Source organism: Novosphingobium sp., assembly GCF_040079535.1.
Classification (GTDB): domain Bacteria; phylum Pseudomonadota; class Alphaproteobacteria; order Sphingomonadales; family Sphingomonadaceae; genus Novosphingobium.
On record NZ_JBEBKB010000036.1, the window covers coordinates 12,575 to 25,742 of the forward strand.

Consider the following 13,168-nt stretch of genomic DNA (forward strand, 5'->3'; position numbering starts at 1 on the left):
TAGCTTAGGCCATTGTTACCACAACTTTGCCGATTGCCTTGCGTGTCGCCAGCATCTGGATTGCTTCACCGCCGCGCGCCAGCGGAAATGTGGCAGAGATTCTCGGATTGATTTTGCCTGATTTCAGCAAGCCAAACAACGTTTCGATATGCGCGGCGTTGGCCTTTGGCTCGCGCGCGGCCCAGGCCCCCCAGAACACCCCGCAGACGTCGCAGCTTTTCAGCAAGGTCAGATTGAGTGGCAGCCGTGCAATCCCGGCCGGGAAACCAACCACGCAAAACCGGCCTTCCCAGGCGATCGAGCGCAGCGCGGGTTCGGAATAGTCACCGCCAACAATATCATAAACCACATCCGCGCCATTTGGCCCGCAAGCCGCCTTGAACGCTTCGGCCAGCGCCTTGGACTGATCCTTGTCAAACGGTGCCTGCGGATAGATCACCACGTCATCGGCGCCGTGTTCGCGTGCGACCGCGGCCTTTTCCTCGCTTGAAACCGCCGCGATAACCCTCGCGCCATAGGCCTTGCCCAATTCCACCGCCGAAAGCCCCACGCCGCCAGCTGCGCCAAGCACCAGCAGTGTCTCGCCAGCTTTCAGTTTCCCGCGATCGAGCAGCCCGTGCATGTTGGTGCCATAGGTCAGGATCAACGCCGCGCCTGTTTCAAAGCTGACGCCATCGGGCAGCGGCCAAAGCCGCGCCGCATCGGCCAGAATTTCCTCGGCCATGGCGCCGTTGCCGGTGCTGGCAATCACCCGGTCGCCCACTTTCCACTGGGTCACCCCTTCGCCCAAGGCATCGACCACGCCCGAAGCTTCACCGCCGGGAGCAAATGGCCGCTCCGGCTTGAACTGGTACATATCGCGGATGATCAGCACATCGGGGTAGTTCACCGAGCAGGCCTTTACTGCAAGGCGGACCTGGCCTGGGCCGGGGACGGGGCTTTCCACTTCGTCCAGGGTCAAGGTTTCGGGTCCACCAACCGCGTGGCTGCGAAGTGCCTTCATGCTGCTACAACTCCTTTGGATAGCCATGGGAGCAACTCCCTGGCCGTGTTTTCATAGGCTGAAATTGCCGTATCGCGGGCCAGGGTCAGGCCCACTTCATCAAGCCCTTCGATCAGGCAGTGCTTGCGAAACGGATCAATCTCGAATGCGAACCGGTCTTGGAACGGGGTGGTAACCACCTGATTTTCCAGATCGAGATGGATCGGATCGGTTTGTGCCACTTGCATCAGCCGGTCGATCGCGGCTTGCGGCAACACCACGGTCAGGATCCCGTTCTTGAAGGCATTGCCCGAAAAGATATCCGAGAAACTGGGTGCGATCACCGCCTTGATGCCAAGATCCAGCAAGGCCCAGGCGGCGTGTTCGCGGCTGGATCCGCAGCCAAAATTATCGCCCGCGATCAGGATTGGTGCGCCTTTGAAGGTGTCGCTGTCAAACAGGTTATCAGGATCGGCGCGCAACGTTTCAAACGCGCCTTTGCCAAGTCCATCACGGGTGATCGTCTTCAGCCAGTGCGCCGGGATGATCACATCGGTATCGACGTTCTTCGCGCCAAACGGGATCGCCCGGCCGCTGGCTTCTCGCAGAGCCTGCATCAATCGGTTTCCGGAGCGCTATCGGGCTTGGGCGCCTTGGCAGCTTTTTCTGCGCGTTCCTTGCGCCGCGAATTGTAAAGCAGCGCTGCTGCCAGCGCGGCTGAACCAATCGCGGCCCCGGCCATCGCAGCCTTCCCGGTCCAGCTGGATTTTTCGGACTTATCGGGCTTTTCAGGAGTGTCGGTCATACTTTCCTATGTGCGCGCTTGAAGCTGAAACGCAAGGCCTAGCAGAGACTAGTCGCGCATCAAATCGCGGATATCTGCCAGCCGCCCGGTCACCGCCGCCGCCGCCGCCATCGCTGGGCTGACCAGATGCGTCCGGCTACCGGGTCCTTGCCGGCCCACGAAATTGCGGTTGGAAGTCGAAGCACAGCGCTCGCCCGCCGGTACTTTATCGGGGTTCATTCCCAGACAGGCCGAGCAGCCCGGTTCGCGCCATTCAAGCCCGGCGGCGATGAAGATCTTGTCCAGCCCTTCGGCTTCGGCCTGGCGTTTGACCAGGCCCGATCCGGGGACAACGATTGCCCATTTTACGCCCGGTGCCTTGTGCCGCCCTTTGAGCACCGCGGCGGCGGCGCGAAGGTCTTCGATCCGGCTGTTGGTGCAACTGCCGATGAACACGTTCTGCACTTCGACATCCTGCATCGCCTGGCCTGGAACAAGGCCCATGTAATCGAGCGATTTGCGCGCAGCTTCCTGTTTGGATGGATCGTCAAAGCTGGCCGGATCGGGCACAGTGCCGGTGATCGCCACCACGTCCTCGGGGCTGGTTCCCCAGGTCACGGTTGGGGCGATTTCGGCGGCGTGGATCACCACTACCTTGTCATATATCGCGCCGGGATCGGTGGCGAGGCTGAGCCACCAGGCTGCCGCCTGATCCCAATCCGCACCCGTGGGGGCATATGGGCGGCCCTTGACGTAGGCCACGGTCTTTTCATCCGGCGCGATCAACCCGGCCCGCGCGCCGTGTTCGATCGCCATGTTCGAAACGGTCAGCCGGCCCTCGATCGAGAGCGCCCGGATTGCCGCGCCGGTATATTCGATGACATAGCCCGTGCCGCCAGCCGCGCCCAAGGCGCCGGTAATGTGCAGCACCAGATCCTTGGCCGTAACGCCGGGCCCCAGATCGCCGTCCACGCGCACTTCCATCGATCTGGATTGCTTCAGCAACAGCGTTTGCGTGGCCAGCACATGCTCAACCTCGCTGGTGCCGATCCCAAAAGCCAGCGCGCCCAGCCCGCCGTGGCAGGCGGTGTGGCTATCGCCGCAAACTATAGTGGCGCCGGGCAGCGAGAAGCCCTGTTCCGGGCCGACCACGTGGACGATCCCTTGTTCTTCATCGGCATCGCCAATCAGCCGCACGCCAAATTCAGGCGCGTTGCGTTCCAGCGCGGCAAGCTGCTGGGCGCTTTCGGGATCGGTAATGGGAATGCGCCGGCCCTGCGCATCGCGGCGCGCCGTGGTTGGCAGATTGTGATCGGGCACGGCCAGGGTCAGATCGGGGCGGCGCACCTTGCGGCCTGCGACGCGCAGCGCTTCGAAGGCCTGCGGGCTGGTCACTTCGTGAACCAGGTGGCGATCGATATAGATCAGGCATGTGCCGTCTTCGCGGGCCTCGACCACGTGGGCATCCCAGATCTTCTGGTAAAGAGTGCGCGCTGTGCTGGACATGACCTCAGCGCCTAGAAAGGCGCGGGGGCCTTGGCAAGTATCAACCGCGATGGTGAACGGTTCAGACCCCGGCCAGCCGGGCGGCATGTTCACGGACCAGCGCAATCATATTGGGCACACCCTGGGTGCGGTTTGAGGATAGCTGGTTTTTGAGATCGAACGGCGCAAGCAGATCGGCAACGTCCAGGCTGGCGACTTCGGCTGCCGGGCGATCCGCCACTGCTGCCAGCACCAGTGCAACGATCCCTTTGGTGATCGCAGCGTTGCTATCGGCCAGAAAATGCAGGCGGCCATCCTCTCGCGCAACCGGATAGACCCAGACCGAAGCGGAACAACCGCGAACCAGCGTGGCGTCGGTCTTCAAGGCATCGGGCATCGCTTCAAGTTCGCGGCCCAGTTCGATCAACAGGCGATAGCGTTCATCGCCTTCGAGGAAGGCGTATTCATCCAGAATGTCTGTCAAACTGCGCATGGCGCGGCCCATAGCCTAGAGTGGCTTAGCCCGATAGCCCGCCGGGCCGGGTAACGGCATAGTAGATTACATAGAACCAGCTAAGCACTCCGTGAACGATCGCCCAGACGATTGATTTGTTCACGCTCCAGCTGATCGCCACCGCGATCGCTGCGCCCAGGCCGATCCCGGTTTTGGCGGCATCATGGCGCGGACCGTTCACAGATCGACGCCCGCGGCAATCGCTTCAAGCTTGCGGATCCGTTCCTTCAGGTCGGCAATCTCGATCCGGGCCCCCATTCCGATCGGGCCGCTACCCACCCCGCCTTCAATTTCGGGGCGGTGCAGATCAAGTTCGCGGGTTTTGAAGGTTAACCAGCCTTGCCAGCCGCGTAGCGAGACCAGGGCCACGATAGCGACCGAAAGCAGCATCGCGGTGGCGGTCAGGATTGTGTCTGTGGGCATGTCCTGTTCTCCCGATTGGGGCCTTAGTGGCCGCGCAGACTTTCGATTTCATCGGCCAGGGCGCGGGCGGGGCGCCCATCGGTGGCGATCCGTTCCAGCACGTGAATCCGTGTCCGCAGGTCTTCCACTTCTTTCTGAAGCTCAAGTTCGCGCGGGCTGGGTTTGGCCGCACCAAGCAGGCCTTGTTCGGCCATCCGGCGGCCGTGCTTGCCGTGCAGATGATCGGTTCCGGCCCGGATCCGCGCCAATCGAACCACCCCGCTGACCACGATCGCCACAATGACGATCACCATGATTTCGGTGTTCATTGCACCTTGTCCTTTTCGATCCGCAGCGCCTCGATCTGATGGGTCAGCTGATAACCACTGTCGGTCACAATCCGCTCGACATTGCCCAGCCGGTCTTTGACCGAACCGAGTTCCGCGCGCATCTGGGCGTTTTCCTGGCTGAGCAACTTGATCCGCTCATTCTCTTCACTGCTGGTCTTGGGGTAGAGCTTCTGACCCCACGATCCGTTGAGCGGATAGCCGTTTTTGATCCGCATCCGGGTATCAAGCAGCCAGCCACCAACCCCGATCCCGGTTATGATCGCAACGATCGGCCCAACTGTGCGCAGAATTTCAAGGGCATCTTCGGGGTTCATTTGCGTTCCTCAAGCTGGGGAGCATCGCGCAGCGCTTCGATCTGGCTGGCAACATTGACGCCCTTGTCTGTAACAATCCGTTCCAGGACTTTGACCCGGTCGGCGAAGTGATCGAGCTGTTCGCGCAGCTCGGTGTTTTCCTGGCGCAGCTTGAGCGTTTCGGTGCTGCTGCCTTTGGCGGTTTTGCCGCCCCATTCGTCTTCCAGCGCATAGCCATGCTTGGCCCGGATCCAGTTGTTGACCAACCAGCCCACGGTGGAAATCGCGATGATGGCCATCACGAAGCCTGGCTCTCCCCAGTTCATGACTGGCGCTCCGCCGAAAGATCGCTCAGCTGCGCATCAACCTTGCGGGCATCGCGCAGCGCTTCGATTTGGGTGGCCACGTCATAGCCCTTGTCGGTGACGATTCGTTCCAGCACCCGCACGCGGTCTTCCAGTTCGGTGTTCTGCGTGGCGTATTGTGCGGCTTTTTCAGCGGTCACCTGCGCCTGGATTTCGGCCATCTTGCGCTGGTGCTTGGTCCAGATCGCAACGATCGGGATCGTCAAGGCAAAGATCGGTATCATCACCCCGACCAATCCAATCAAGTCGCCCATGTCTTGTTCCCTCCCCAGGGTTTGCTGCGCTTAACGCAGCCGTTCGATTTCGGCCGAAAGGCGCGGATTGCTGCTGACGTAGAAGTTTTCAACTTCGGCCAGGCGGCGGTCAATATCGCGGAAGCGCGAGCGGACTTCGCGGGCGGTTCGGGTGGGCGATTGGCGGACCGATTGCCAGAACTGCTGTTCCTGCCGATCGGTATAAAGATGCGCCGGTTTCTTGGCCCCGAACAGGCCCACCGCCAGATATGCCAGCGGGATGAACCCCAGGCCAAGCAAGGTCAGCCCAACCGTGCCCAGGCGAACCCACAGCACATCAATTCCGGTGTAATCGGCAATCCCGGCGCAGACGCCAAAGAACTTGCCGTTGACCTTGTCGCGATAAAAGCGGGTGCGTACGCTGTTCACTTTGCATTCCTCCCAGTTGTAGCTTTGCTGCGGCCCAGGCTGCGAATCTGATCGAGTTCGCTCAATTGTTCATCGTCGATCGCCCGGTCAGTCAGAACCCGCGGCGGTTGAAAATCAGGGTTGTCCGAAGCTACCAGCCGTTCGACCGTGTCCATCCGGTCATCCAGCCGCCGGGCCACCTGATAGAGCTCTTCCAGCAAGCTCTCATCGTCGTTGGTCAGCGTCGCAGCGGTCTTCCATTTGGTGATGTAGTGCAGAACGATCCACGGCAATCCAAGGAAGATGGCGGGAATGACGACAAGTTCGGAGGGAAAATCCATGATCAGTCCTCCGCCTTGCTGCCGCCCTTGAGCGCGGCTTTCATTGCTTCCAGTTCCTCGTCGATCTTGTCCTGGCCGGCCAGCGCGGCGATTTCATCAGCCAAGCTGGGCTTGCCGCGGCCATCGGCCAGGCTCAGCGCATCGGCGCGGCCTTCGGCGTAATCGACCCGGCGTTCCAGCTGGTCAAACCGGCTCAGCGCTTCATCAACCCGCTCACTGGCCAGCAGTGTGCGCAGCTTGACGCGGTTTTCGGCGCTTTCCAGCCGGGCCACGATCGTACCTTGCCTGCTGCGGGCTTCGCGCAGGCGGGTCTGAAGCTTTTCGATATCAACCTCAGACGCGCGCAGTGCATCATCCAGCACGGCGATTTCGGTCTTGAGCTGATCGGCCATGTCGGCAGCCTTCTTGCGTTCAACCAACGCCGCACGAGCCAGGTCTTCACGATCCTTGCTTAGCGCCAGCTGGGCCTTTTCAGCCCAATCGGCCTGCAGCTTGTCCAGCTTTTGGGTGTGGCGATGCATTTCCTTTTGATCGGCAATCGTGCGAGCCGCACTGGCCCGCACCTCGACCAGCGTTTCCTCCATCTCGAAGATGATCATCCGGATCATCTTTTCGGGATCATCAGCCTTGTCGAGCAGATCGCTGAAATTGGCCGCGATGATATCACGGGTACGACTGAAAATGCCCATCAAGGGACCTCCATAGCTGGATGCGGTAGGGGTAGGAGACTTGCGGAGGCGTTCAACCTCTGCATCAAGCCGCGAGGCGCGCGAAGTGCCAAGCGGTTCAAGCCGGGTATCGGCAAAAGTCTGGGCCGGAACACCCATGCGGCGGGGGGACTGGGAGCCGCCAACGGGGGTTGCCTGGGATTCCGGCCCAAGCGGGTCAAGGGACATGCCCTCTTGATTGATATGGCCCATCTTGCGGCTCACTTCGCGGCTCAACCCTGCTGGCCGGCGCTGTGGCTCAGCGCGACCTGCGGGGCAGGGCCCTGCTGATTGATCAGCACGGCAAGATTGAAGGCCACCATCGCCACGATGCTCAGCAACACGGCGCGGTCTAGTTTGGTATTGAAGCGGTTGAACATGGCATGCCTCATAAAGCTGCGTTTGTTCACCATTCAGCAAGGCCCGTGCCAAATCCGCAAAAGCCTGGAATTGCGCGGCCCACGCGCCCAATCGACGAACGACATGTGGGAATTGGTTCACATAGTTGGGAATTTTCGCTACATATTGGGCATGGAGCGCAATACCCAATTCGTCGGCCAGTCCACCGCTTTTCTGGATTCGGTTGAACGCGCCAGCCGCGCCGCGCCTTTGCGGCGTCCGGTGCTGGTGATTGGAGAGCGCGGAACCGGCAAGGAACTGATCGCCGAACGGCTCCACCAGCTCTCGCGCCGCTGGCAGGAACCGTTCGTTACGCTCAATTGCGCAGCGCTTCCAGAAAGCTTGATCGAGGCGGAGTTGTTCGGTCATGAGCAGGGTGCTTTCACCGGTGCTACCAGAGCCCGCGCCGGCCGGTTTGAAGAAGCCGATAAAGGGACGCTTTTTCTCGACGAACTGGCCACGCTGTCGATGGGCGCGCAGGAACGGCTGCTGCGGGCCGTGGAATACGGCGAAGTCACGCGGATCGGATCGTCGCGGCCGGTGGTGGTTGATGTCCGCATCGTGGCAGCAACCAATGAAGACTTGCCGCGCCTGGCTGAGGAGGGCCGGTTTCGCCCGGATTTGCTTGATCGGCTAAGCTTTGAAGTGATTACCCTGCCGCCGCTGCGTGTGCGCGAAGGCGATATCCATGTTTTGTCAGACTATTTCGCGCGGCGGATGGCCACCGAGCTGCACTGGGATAGCTGGCCCGGCTTTACCGAGGCGGCCTTGCGCTCGCTTGAGGAGTATCAGTGGCCCGGCAACGTGCGCGAACTGCGCAATGTGATCGAGCGCGCGGTCTATCGCTGGGAAAACTGGCACGATCCGATCGGGCACATCACATTCGATCCGTTCGACAGCCCGTGGAAGCCCGAGGCCGCGACCAGGCCCGATCCCAAGGTGTCGGCAGTTCCGGCCACGCGCCCTGCGCCCCGGACCAATTATGATGCGGTCAGCGATCTGAAAGGCGCGGTCGATGCCCACGAAAAGGCCATCCTTGAAGCGGCGCTTGCCCGTCACCGCTATAACCAGCGCCAGACCGCGAAAGCGCTGGCGCTAAGTTATGACCAGCTGCGCCATGCCATGAAAAAGCATGGGCTGGGTGAACGGACGGCCTGATGGGAGAGATGCAATGATCCGCAAAATTATGCTGGCCTTGGGATGCCTGGGCATTGTTATCATTGCCGTGTTTGCCAGCGGCACATTTTTCGTCGCGCAAGAGGCGAAGGAATTTGTCGCAGCCAAGGTCGATGAAAAGAAGGCGCTGGAATGCAAGGCCATGCGTGCCAGGTTTCAGGAAGAATGGAACCGGGCGGTTGATAGCGGAAGGATGGCCGAAGTTGAAAGGCAGCTCAGCGCCGCTGAAGAGCAGATCAATACTGTTTGCGGCCCACGGTAGTCCGCCGCGGGCGGGCTAACTTGCCCAGCGTTTGCGGGCCATTGCGATCAGATAGAGCCCGATGATCCCATCGAAAATGATGCAGGCGGTAGGCAGGTCAGCCAATATCGCGGGCAGGGTGCGGGGCGCAAAATCCCAAGCGATGTGGCCAAACCAGGCGATCGGGAAAGACCACGCTGACCGGAAATATCCGGCCAATCCGATTGCAAAAATCGCGGCGCAAACTGCCAGCTCTACCGGCTCACCGCTTCCGGCATAGGTCAACCCCAACCAGAGCGTAACCGCCACCCAGCCGGCGCGGGCCTCGTTGTCTCGCAGGAAATGCAAGCCCAGGATCGGCACCAGCGCAAGCGGCGCGGCAGTCAGGATCAAGGTGCCTTTGGTTGCCGAAAACTGTGCGAGCAGGGCCGATGCGATCACCACCATGATGATCCACACTGTGACTAGGATCGGACGGATTCGTAATTTACTGGCCATGGATCGCCAATTTGCAGGCCAGTTCGCCTGATGCAACTGAAATGCCAGTCGGGCGCACAGGGCCCGACAGGTTCGTGCCAGCTATTTGGTGGCGTATTGCCCCGCCTGGGCGTTGAAATGTTCGCGTGCGTGGTTCTTGGCTGCGGCTGCGGTCACAAACAGTTCGCTTTGCAGCGTTGACGTGATGATCGGATAGCCTTGCGAATTGTAGCGCACATCGCGCACGGTCAGGCGGAAATGTCCTTCAGCATCGCGGGCAACCAGAAACGGTTTGGGTATGTCATGGCTCATTCTGGGTTCCCTTGTCGCGGGTGGCGGTGGCGGCCAGATCACAGGATCGGGCCGCCGAGCCGCAGGCCAGCCGGTCCGCCACTGGCGAACCGGCATGGGCCATTTTATCTAATCAGGCTGCTTCGATGTTGACAGCCGAGGTCTTGCCACGGTTGTCGGTTTCGAGCTCATACTTGACGCGCTGATCCTTGAGCAGCGTCGACATGCCCGAACGCTCAACCGCGCTGATGTGGACAAAGTTGTCGGGCGTGCCGTCATCGGGTTGGATGAAGCCATAGCCCTTGTCGGCATTGAAGAATTTTACGGTGCCTACTGGCATGGGATGGTTCCTTTCAAGAAGCCAAGAGTTCCCGCAGGCAGCGTGCCAGCGGAGCAAGGAAGCTTGAAATGGAACGGATTGGCCAATGGCCGAAAGGTCCCGTCGCAGGCGACGTTAGCCCGGCTCCCCTAGGCCAAGGCAACTGCCGATACAATCTTATTCGCAGCAGCTTAGGAAAAGCTTGCCTTTTGGACCACTCGCGGCTAACGGCCCCTCATCCCGACATTGTGAAGCAACGAAGGGGCTGGCGCCGCAAGGGGCCGGCACCAAAGAGCTTGCAGATTTTGGCGGATTTTGGAGCAGCAAGTGACCGATATCGCACGGATTGCAGAGGTTGTTGAACCCGAGGCCAAGGCCCTGGGTTTTGATCTTGTGCGCGTGCGCTATTACAAGGGCGGCGAGATTGGTGATGAGGAAGCGACGCTTCAGATCATGGCCGAAGACCCTGCCACCGGCCAGCTGCTGATTGCGGATTGCGCAGCACTGTCGCACCGCATTTCCGATCTGATCGATGCGCTGGAGGAAAGCGGCGACGTGCTAATCGCCGATGCTTACCGGCTTGAAGTGTCGTCACCCGGGATCGATCGGCCGCTGACCCGGCTCAAGGATTTTGCCCGGTGGGCCGGCCACGAAGCCAAAGTGCAGCTGACCGCGCCGGTCGAAGGCAACCGCAAATCGCTGAACGGCGTAATTGACGCTGTCGATGGTGATGCGGTGCTGCTGACCGACCGCAAGAGCGGGCAGGTGCGCTTTGCGTTTGCCGATGTTGAATTTGCCAAGCTGGTCTTGACCGATCAGCTGATTGCCGCCACCCGCCCGCTCGATACTTCTGGGGTTGAAGAAGAAGTGTTTGGCGTTGCAGACGAAATTTTCGAAGAACAGGAAGACTGATAAAGATGGCCAGTCCGATTTCCGCCAATCGTGCAGAATTGCTTGCGATCGCCAATGCGGTTGCGACCGAGAAGATGATCGACAAGTCGATCGTTATCGAGGCGATGGAAGAAGCGATCCAGAAATCTGCCCGCAATCGTTACGGCGCAGAAAACGATATCCGCGCAAAGCTTGATCCGCGCACCGGGGATCTCAGGCTGTGGCGCGTGGTCGAAGTGGTCGAGGACGTGGAAGACTATTTCAAGCAGGTCGATCTGAAAGCTGCGGCCAAGCTCGATGCAGCGGCCAAGCTGGGCGATTTCATCGTCGATCCGCTGCCGCCGGTTGATCTGGGCCGGATCGATGCGCAATCGGCCAAGCAGGTGATTTTCCAGAAAGTCCGCGATGCTGAGCGTGACCGCCAGTTCGAGGAATTCAAGGACCGCGCCGGAGAGCTGGTGACGGGCGTGATCAAATCGGTCGAATTCGGCCATGTGATCGTTAATCTGGGCCGCGCTGAAGGCGTGATCCGCCGCGATCAGCAGATCCCGCGCGAAGTAGCCCGCCCCGGCGAACGGGTTCGTGCCTGGATCATGAAGGTAGAACGCCAGAACCGCGGGCCGCAGATTTTCCTCAGCCGCGCGCATCCTGAATTCATGAAGGCCCTGTTCGCGCAGGAAGTGCCGGAAATCTATGATGGCATCATCACCATTCATGCCGCCGCCCGCGATCCGGGCAGCCGCGCCAAGATCGGTGTGATCAGCCGCGATAGCAGCATCGATCCGGTCGGTGCTTGCGTTGGCATGAAGGGCAGCCGCGTGCAGGCAGTGGTCCAGGAAATGCAGGGCGAAAAGATCGACATCATCCCCTGGAGCGAAGATACCGCCACGTTCGTGGTCAACGCGTTGCAGCCCGCCACCGTCAGCCGCGTGGTGATCGATGAAGAAGAAAGCCGGATCGAAGTGGTTGTGCCTGATGATCAGCTTTCGCTGGCAATCGGCCGCCGCGGCCAGAACGTGCGCCTGGCCAGCCAGTTGACCGGCAGCCAGATTGACATTCTGACCGAAGCCGAAGCGAGCGAAAAGCGCCAGAAGGAATTCGCCGAGCGTTCAAAGATGTTCGAAGAAGAACTGGATGTCGATGAAACGCTTTCGCAGCTGCTGGTTGCCGAAGGCTTCAGCGAGCTGGAAGAAGTTGCCTATATCGAACTATCTGAACTGGCCGGAATCGAAGGCTTTGATGACGAGCTGGCCGAAGAGCTGCAAAGCCGCGCCAGCGAAGCGCTGGAACGCCGCGAAGCCGCGCACCGTGAACAGCGCCGCGAACTGGGCGTTGAAGATGCGCTGGCTGAAATGCCGCACCTTACCGAACAGATGCTGGTTACGCTGGGCAAGGCCGGGATCAAGACGCTTGACGATCTGGCCGATCTGGCGACCGACGAACTGATCGCCAAGAAGCGCGCCGAACAGCGCCGCCGCGATGGCAGCGCGCCTGCACGCAAGGAGCGCGAGCAGGACAAGGGCGGGGTTCTGGGCGAATATGGCCTCTCGGAAGAGCAGGGCAACGAAATAATCATGGCCGCGCGGGCCCACTGGTTTGAAGATGAAGAAGGCGCAGCCGCGCCCGCATCAGAGGAGGCCGCTGATGCGGATTCCTCACAATGAGCCGCTAGATTCCGGCACCTCTGAGCCGCGCGATTCGGAACAACCCGAACGGCGCTGCATCCTGACCGGGGAGCACTCTTCGCGGGATGATTTGCTGCGCCTGGCGATATCGCCTGATGGCGATGTATTGCCCGATGCCTTGGCCCGTGCGCCAGGGCGCGGTGCCTGGATCGGCGTTTCACGCAGCGATCTTGAAACAGCGCTGGCCAAGGGCAAGCTCAAGGGTGCTTTGGCACGGGCCTTCAAGGGCGCTGCGCTGACTATCCCGCAGGACTTGCCCGAACGGATCGAAATAGCGCTGCGGCGTGCGTTCACTGATCGGCTGGGGCTGGAAATGAAAAGCGGCAGGCTGCTGGTCGGTTCTGACCGGATCGCGGAGCACGCCCGCGGTGGGATGGTCGCCTGGATGGCCCATGCCAGCGATGCCGGCGAAGATGGCTCACGCAAGCTTGACCAGGCCTGGCGCGTGGGCCGCGACGAAGAAGGATCCGGGCGGCGGGGGTTAACCTTGCCACTGGACCGCGCGACCCTGTCTGTGGCATTGGGCCGCGACAATGTCGTGCACATGGCGTTGAGCGACCGCGCTGCGGCCGCCCGCCTCGAAGTTCCGCTCGGGCGCCTGCTGCGCTTCCTGGGCCAAGGTGAAGTAAACGATCCGGGTAGTGATGGGGTTGCTGCTGATGCAGCAGCGCCTTCGGCCGCGACACATTGAGTTTTGAAGGGCAATTTTGAGCATGAGCGATAGCGAAAACAAACCGGTTCTTGGACGCAAGCCGTTGGGGCTGAAGAAATCGGTGGATGCGGGCCAGGTCCAGCAGACCTTCAGCCATGGCCGCACCAACAAGG

24 protein-coding genes are annotated in these 13,168 nt (G+C 60.8%); 6 read left to right on the forward strand and 18 right to left on the reverse strand.

Annotated elements, in window-relative coordinates:
• Nucleotides 1–4: 4 nt before the first annotated feature.
• From ABL914_RS11115 to ABL914_RS11185, 15 genes are all read right to left on the reverse strand, one after another.
• Nucleotides 5–1,003, reverse strand: a complete 999-nt coding sequence (locus ABL914_RS11115) for an NADPH:quinone oxidoreductase family protein (RefSeq protein WP_391563250.1) — start codon at nucleotides 1,001–1,003, stop codon at nucleotides 5–7.
• Complete coding sequence (leuD, locus tag ABL914_RS11120) at nucleotides 1,000–1,599, reverse strand: 3-isopropylmalate dehydratase small subunit (protein ID WP_391563251.1); 600 nt, start codon at nucleotides 1,597–1,599, stop codon at nucleotides 1,000–1,002. Before leuD ends, ABL914_RS11115 begins: the two co-directional genes overlap by 4 nt.
• Nucleotides 1,599–1,787 carry a hypothetical protein gene (locus tag ABL914_RS11125; RefSeq protein ID WP_391563252.1) on the reverse strand — a complete coding sequence of 63 codons (189 nt, stop codon included), beginning with the start codon at nucleotides 1,785–1,787 and terminating at the stop codon, nucleotides 1,599–1,601. Before ABL914_RS11125 ends, leuD begins: the two co-directional genes overlap by 1 nt.
• 48 nt (nucleotides 1,788–1,835) lie before the next feature.
• The gene (gene leuC / locus ABL914_RS11130; protein WP_391563253.1) at nucleotides 1,836–3,272 is read right to left on the reverse strand and encodes a 3-isopropylmalate dehydratase large subunit; all 1,437 of its coding nucleotides are present in this window, start codon (nucleotides 3,270–3,272) and stop codon (nucleotides 1,836–1,838) included.
• Between the two features lie 61 nt (nucleotides 3,273–3,333).
• On the reverse strand, nucleotides 3,334–3,744 hold the full coding sequence (locus ABL914_RS11135) for a SufE family protein (protein ID WP_391563254.1): 411 nt from the start codon (nucleotides 3,742–3,744) through the stop codon (nucleotides 3,334–3,336).
• Nucleotides 3,745–3,769: 25 nt separating this feature from the next.
• The gene (locus tag ABL914_RS11140; protein WP_391563255.1) at nucleotides 3,770–3,946 is read right to left on the reverse strand and encodes a hypothetical protein; all 177 of its coding nucleotides are present in this window, start codon (nucleotides 3,944–3,946) and stop codon (nucleotides 3,770–3,772) included.
• Nucleotides 3,943–4,188 carry a hypothetical protein gene (locus ABL914_RS11145; protein ID WP_391563256.1) on the reverse strand — a complete coding sequence of 82 codons (246 nt, stop codon included), beginning with the start codon at nucleotides 4,186–4,188 and terminating at the stop codon, nucleotides 3,943–3,945. Before ABL914_RS11145 ends, ABL914_RS11140 begins: the two co-directional genes overlap by 4 nt.
• 23 nt (nucleotides 4,189–4,211) lie before the next feature.
• Nucleotides 4,212–4,496 carry a hypothetical protein gene (locus tag ABL914_RS11150; protein ID WP_391563257.1) on the reverse strand — a complete coding sequence of 95 codons (285 nt, stop codon included), beginning with the start codon at nucleotides 4,494–4,496 and terminating at the stop codon, nucleotides 4,212–4,214.
• Nucleotides 4,493–4,831: a hypothetical protein gene (locus ABL914_RS11155; RefSeq protein ID WP_391563258.1), complete on the reverse strand. Its 339-nt coding sequence runs from the start codon at nucleotides 4,829–4,831 to the stop codon at nucleotides 4,493–4,495. Before ABL914_RS11155 ends, ABL914_RS11150 begins: the two co-directional genes overlap by 4 nt.
• Nucleotides 4,828–5,136 carry a hypothetical protein gene (locus ABL914_RS11160; RefSeq protein ID WP_391563259.1) on the reverse strand — a complete coding sequence of 103 codons (309 nt, stop codon included), beginning with the start codon at nucleotides 5,134–5,136 and terminating at the stop codon, nucleotides 4,828–4,830. Before ABL914_RS11160 ends, ABL914_RS11155 begins: the two co-directional genes overlap by 4 nt.
• Nucleotides 5,133–5,429, reverse strand: a complete 297-nt coding sequence (locus tag ABL914_RS11165) for a hypothetical protein (RefSeq protein ID WP_391563260.1) — start codon at nucleotides 5,427–5,429, stop codon at nucleotides 5,133–5,135. The genes ABL914_RS11160 and ABL914_RS11165 overlap by 4 nt, the downstream gene beginning before the upstream one ends.
• 30 nt (nucleotides 5,430–5,459) lie before the next feature.
• Nucleotides 5,460–5,837, reverse strand: coding sequence for an envelope stress response membrane protein PspC (gene pspC / locus ABL914_RS11170; protein ID WP_391563261.1), 378 nt, complete (start codon nucleotides 5,835–5,837; stop codon nucleotides 5,460–5,462).
• Entirely contained in the window at nucleotides 5,834–6,157 is a 324-nt protein-coding gene (gene pspB, locus ABL914_RS11175; RefSeq protein ID WP_391563262.1) for an envelope stress response membrane protein PspB, read from the reverse strand. Before pspB ends, pspC begins: the two co-directional genes overlap by 4 nt.
• 2 nt (nucleotides 6,158–6,159) lie before the next feature.
• Nucleotides 6,160–6,984 carry a phage shock protein PspA gene (gene pspA, locus ABL914_RS11180; protein ID WP_391563263.1) on the reverse strand — a complete coding sequence of 275 codons (825 nt, stop codon included), beginning with the start codon at nucleotides 6,982–6,984 and terminating at the stop codon, nucleotides 6,160–6,162.
• 113 nt (nucleotides 6,985–7,097) lie between these two features.
• A complete protein-coding gene (locus ABL914_RS11185) occupies nucleotides 7,098–7,274 on the reverse strand; it encodes a hypothetical protein (RefSeq protein WP_391563264.1) in 177 nt (58 codons plus the stop codon).
• 121 nt (nucleotides 7,275–7,395) lie between these two features.
• Here ABL914_RS11185 and pspF point away from each other — a divergent pair, with 121 nt between their 5' ends.
• Both pspF and ABL914_RS11195 read left to right on the forward strand, forming a co-directional pair.
• On the forward strand, nucleotides 7,396–8,421 hold the full coding sequence (pspF, locus tag ABL914_RS11190) for a phage shock protein operon transcriptional activator (protein ID WP_391563265.1): 1,026 nt from the start codon (nucleotides 7,396–7,398) through the stop codon (nucleotides 8,419–8,421).
• A 13-nt stretch (nucleotides 8,422–8,434) separates the two neighbouring features.
• A complete protein-coding gene (locus ABL914_RS11195; RefSeq protein ID WP_391563266.1) occupies nucleotides 8,435–8,701 on the forward strand; it encodes a hypothetical protein in 267 nt (88 codons plus the stop codon).
• A gap of 15 nt (nucleotides 8,702–8,716) precedes the next feature.
• Here ABL914_RS11195 and ABL914_RS11200 read toward each other — a convergent pair whose 3' ends face one another.
• The 3 genes from ABL914_RS11200 to ABL914_RS11210 all read right to left on the reverse strand — a co-directional run bounded on the left by ABL914_RS11200 (nucleotide 8,717) and on the right by ABL914_RS11210 (nucleotide 9,788).
• Complete coding sequence (locus tag ABL914_RS11200) at nucleotides 8,717–9,178, reverse strand: hypothetical protein (RefSeq protein WP_391563267.1); 462 nt, start codon at nucleotides 9,176–9,178, stop codon at nucleotides 8,717–8,719.
• A gap of 81 nt (nucleotides 9,179–9,259) precedes the next feature.
• Entirely contained in the window at nucleotides 9,260–9,469 is a 210-nt protein-coding gene (locus ABL914_RS11205) for a hypothetical protein (protein WP_391563268.1), read from the reverse strand.
• 112 nt (nucleotides 9,470–9,581) lie between these two features.
• Nucleotides 9,582–9,788, reverse strand: a complete 207-nt coding sequence (locus ABL914_RS11210; protein ID WP_391563269.1) for a cold-shock protein — start codon at nucleotides 9,786–9,788, stop codon at nucleotides 9,582–9,584.
• Between the two features lie 306 nt (nucleotides 9,789–10,094).
• On the opposite strand from ABL914_RS11210, the gene rimP reads away from it, so the two are divergent.
• From rimP to ABL914_RS11230, 4 genes are all read left to right on the forward strand, one after another.
• Entirely contained in the window at nucleotides 10,095–10,679 is a 585-nt protein-coding gene (gene rimP, locus ABL914_RS11215) for a ribosome maturation protein RimP (RefSeq protein WP_391563270.1), read from the forward strand.
• 5 nt (nucleotides 10,680–10,684) lie between these two features.
• Complete coding sequence (nusA, locus tag ABL914_RS11220; protein ID WP_391563271.1) at nucleotides 10,685–12,322, forward strand: transcription termination factor NusA; 1,638 nt, start codon at nucleotides 10,685–10,687, stop codon at nucleotides 12,320–12,322.
• Nucleotides 12,303–13,034, forward strand: a complete 732-nt coding sequence (locus ABL914_RS11225) for a DUF448 domain-containing protein (RefSeq protein ID WP_391563272.1) — start codon at nucleotides 12,303–12,305, stop codon at nucleotides 13,032–13,034. Before nusA ends, ABL914_RS11225 begins: the two co-directional genes overlap by 20 nt.
• Before the next feature lie 22 nt (nucleotides 13,035–13,056).
• Nucleotides 13,057–13,168 (forward strand): translation initiation factor IF-2 associated domain-containing protein (locus ABL914_RS11230; protein ID WP_391563274.1); only part of this gene is annotated, 112 nt, incomplete at its 3' end.

What these genes read in the sequence shown, in the direction of transcription:
- ABL914_RS11115 (WP_391563250.1), bottom strand. Translation starts at nt 1,003, where the DNA reads ATGAAGGCACTTCGCAGCCACGCGGTTGGTGGACCCGAAACCTTGACC.
- leuD (WP_391563251.1), bottom strand. Translation starts at nt 1,599, where the DNA reads ATGCAGGCTCTGCGAGAAGCCAGCGGCCGGGCGATCCCGTTTGGCGCG.
- ABL914_RS11125 (WP_391563252.1), bottom strand. Translation starts at nt 1,787, where the DNA reads ATGACCGACACTCCTGAAAAGCCCGATAAGTCCGAAAAATCCAGCTGG.
- leuC (WP_391563253.1), bottom strand. Translation starts at nt 3,272, where the DNA reads ATGTCCAGCACAGCGCGCACTCTTTACCAGAAGATCTGGGATGCCCAC.
- ABL914_RS11135 (WP_391563254.1), bottom strand. Translation starts at nt 3,744, where the DNA reads ATGCGCAGTTTGACAGACATTCTGGATGAATACGCCTTCCTCGAAGGC.
- ABL914_RS11145 (WP_391563256.1), bottom strand. Translation starts at nt 4,188, where the DNA reads ATGCCCACAGACACAATCCTGACCGCCACCGCGATGCTGCTTTCGGTC.
- ABL914_RS11150 (WP_391563257.1), bottom strand. Translation starts at nt 4,496, where the DNA reads ATGAACACCGAAATCATGGTGATCGTCATTGTGGCGATCGTGGTCAGC.
- ABL914_RS11155 (WP_391563258.1), bottom strand. Translation starts at nt 4,831, where the DNA reads ATGAACCCCGAAGATGCCCTTGAAATTCTGCGCACAGTTGGGCCGATC.
- ABL914_RS11160 (WP_391563259.1), bottom strand. Translation starts at nt 5,136, where the DNA reads ATGAACTGGGGAGAGCCAGGCTTCGTGATGGCCATCATCGCGATTTCC.
- ABL914_RS11165 (WP_391563260.1), bottom strand. Translation starts at nt 5,429, where the DNA reads ATGGGCGACTTGATTGGATTGGTCGGGGTGATGATACCGATCTTTGCC.
- pspB (WP_391563262.1), bottom strand. Translation starts at nt 6,157, where the DNA reads ATGGATTTTCCCTCCGAACTTGTCGTCATTCCCGCCATCTTCCTTGGA.
- pspA (WP_391563263.1), bottom strand. Translation starts at nt 6,984, where the DNA reads ATGGGTGTTCCGGCCCAGACTTTTGCCGATACCCGGCTTGAACCGCTT.
- pspF (WP_391563265.1), top strand. Translation starts at nt 7,396, where the DNA reads ATGGAGCGCAATACCCAATTCGTCGGCCAGTCCACCGCTTTTCTGGAT.
- ABL914_RS11195 (WP_391563266.1), top strand. Translation starts at nt 8,435, where the DNA reads ATGATCCGCAAAATTATGCTGGCCTTGGGATGCCTGGGCATTGTTATC.
- ABL914_RS11200 (WP_391563267.1), bottom strand. Translation starts at nt 9,178, where the DNA reads ATGGCCAGTAAATTACGAATCCGTCCGATCCTAGTCACAGTGTGGATC.
- ABL914_RS11205 (WP_391563268.1), bottom strand. Translation starts at nt 9,469, where the DNA reads ATGAGCCATGACATACCCAAACCGTTTCTGGTTGCCCGCGATGCTGAA.
- ABL914_RS11210 (WP_391563269.1), bottom strand. Translation starts at nt 9,788, where the DNA reads ATGCCAGTAGGCACCGTAAAATTCTTCAATGCCGACAAGGGCTATGGC.
- nusA (WP_391563271.1), top strand. Translation starts at nt 10,685, where the DNA reads ATGGCCAGTCCGATTTCCGCCAATCGTGCAGAATTGCTTGCGATCGCC.
- ABL914_RS11225 (WP_391563272.1), top strand. Translation starts at nt 12,303, where the DNA reads ATGCGGATTCCTCACAATGAGCCGCTAGATTCCGGCACCTCTGAGCCG.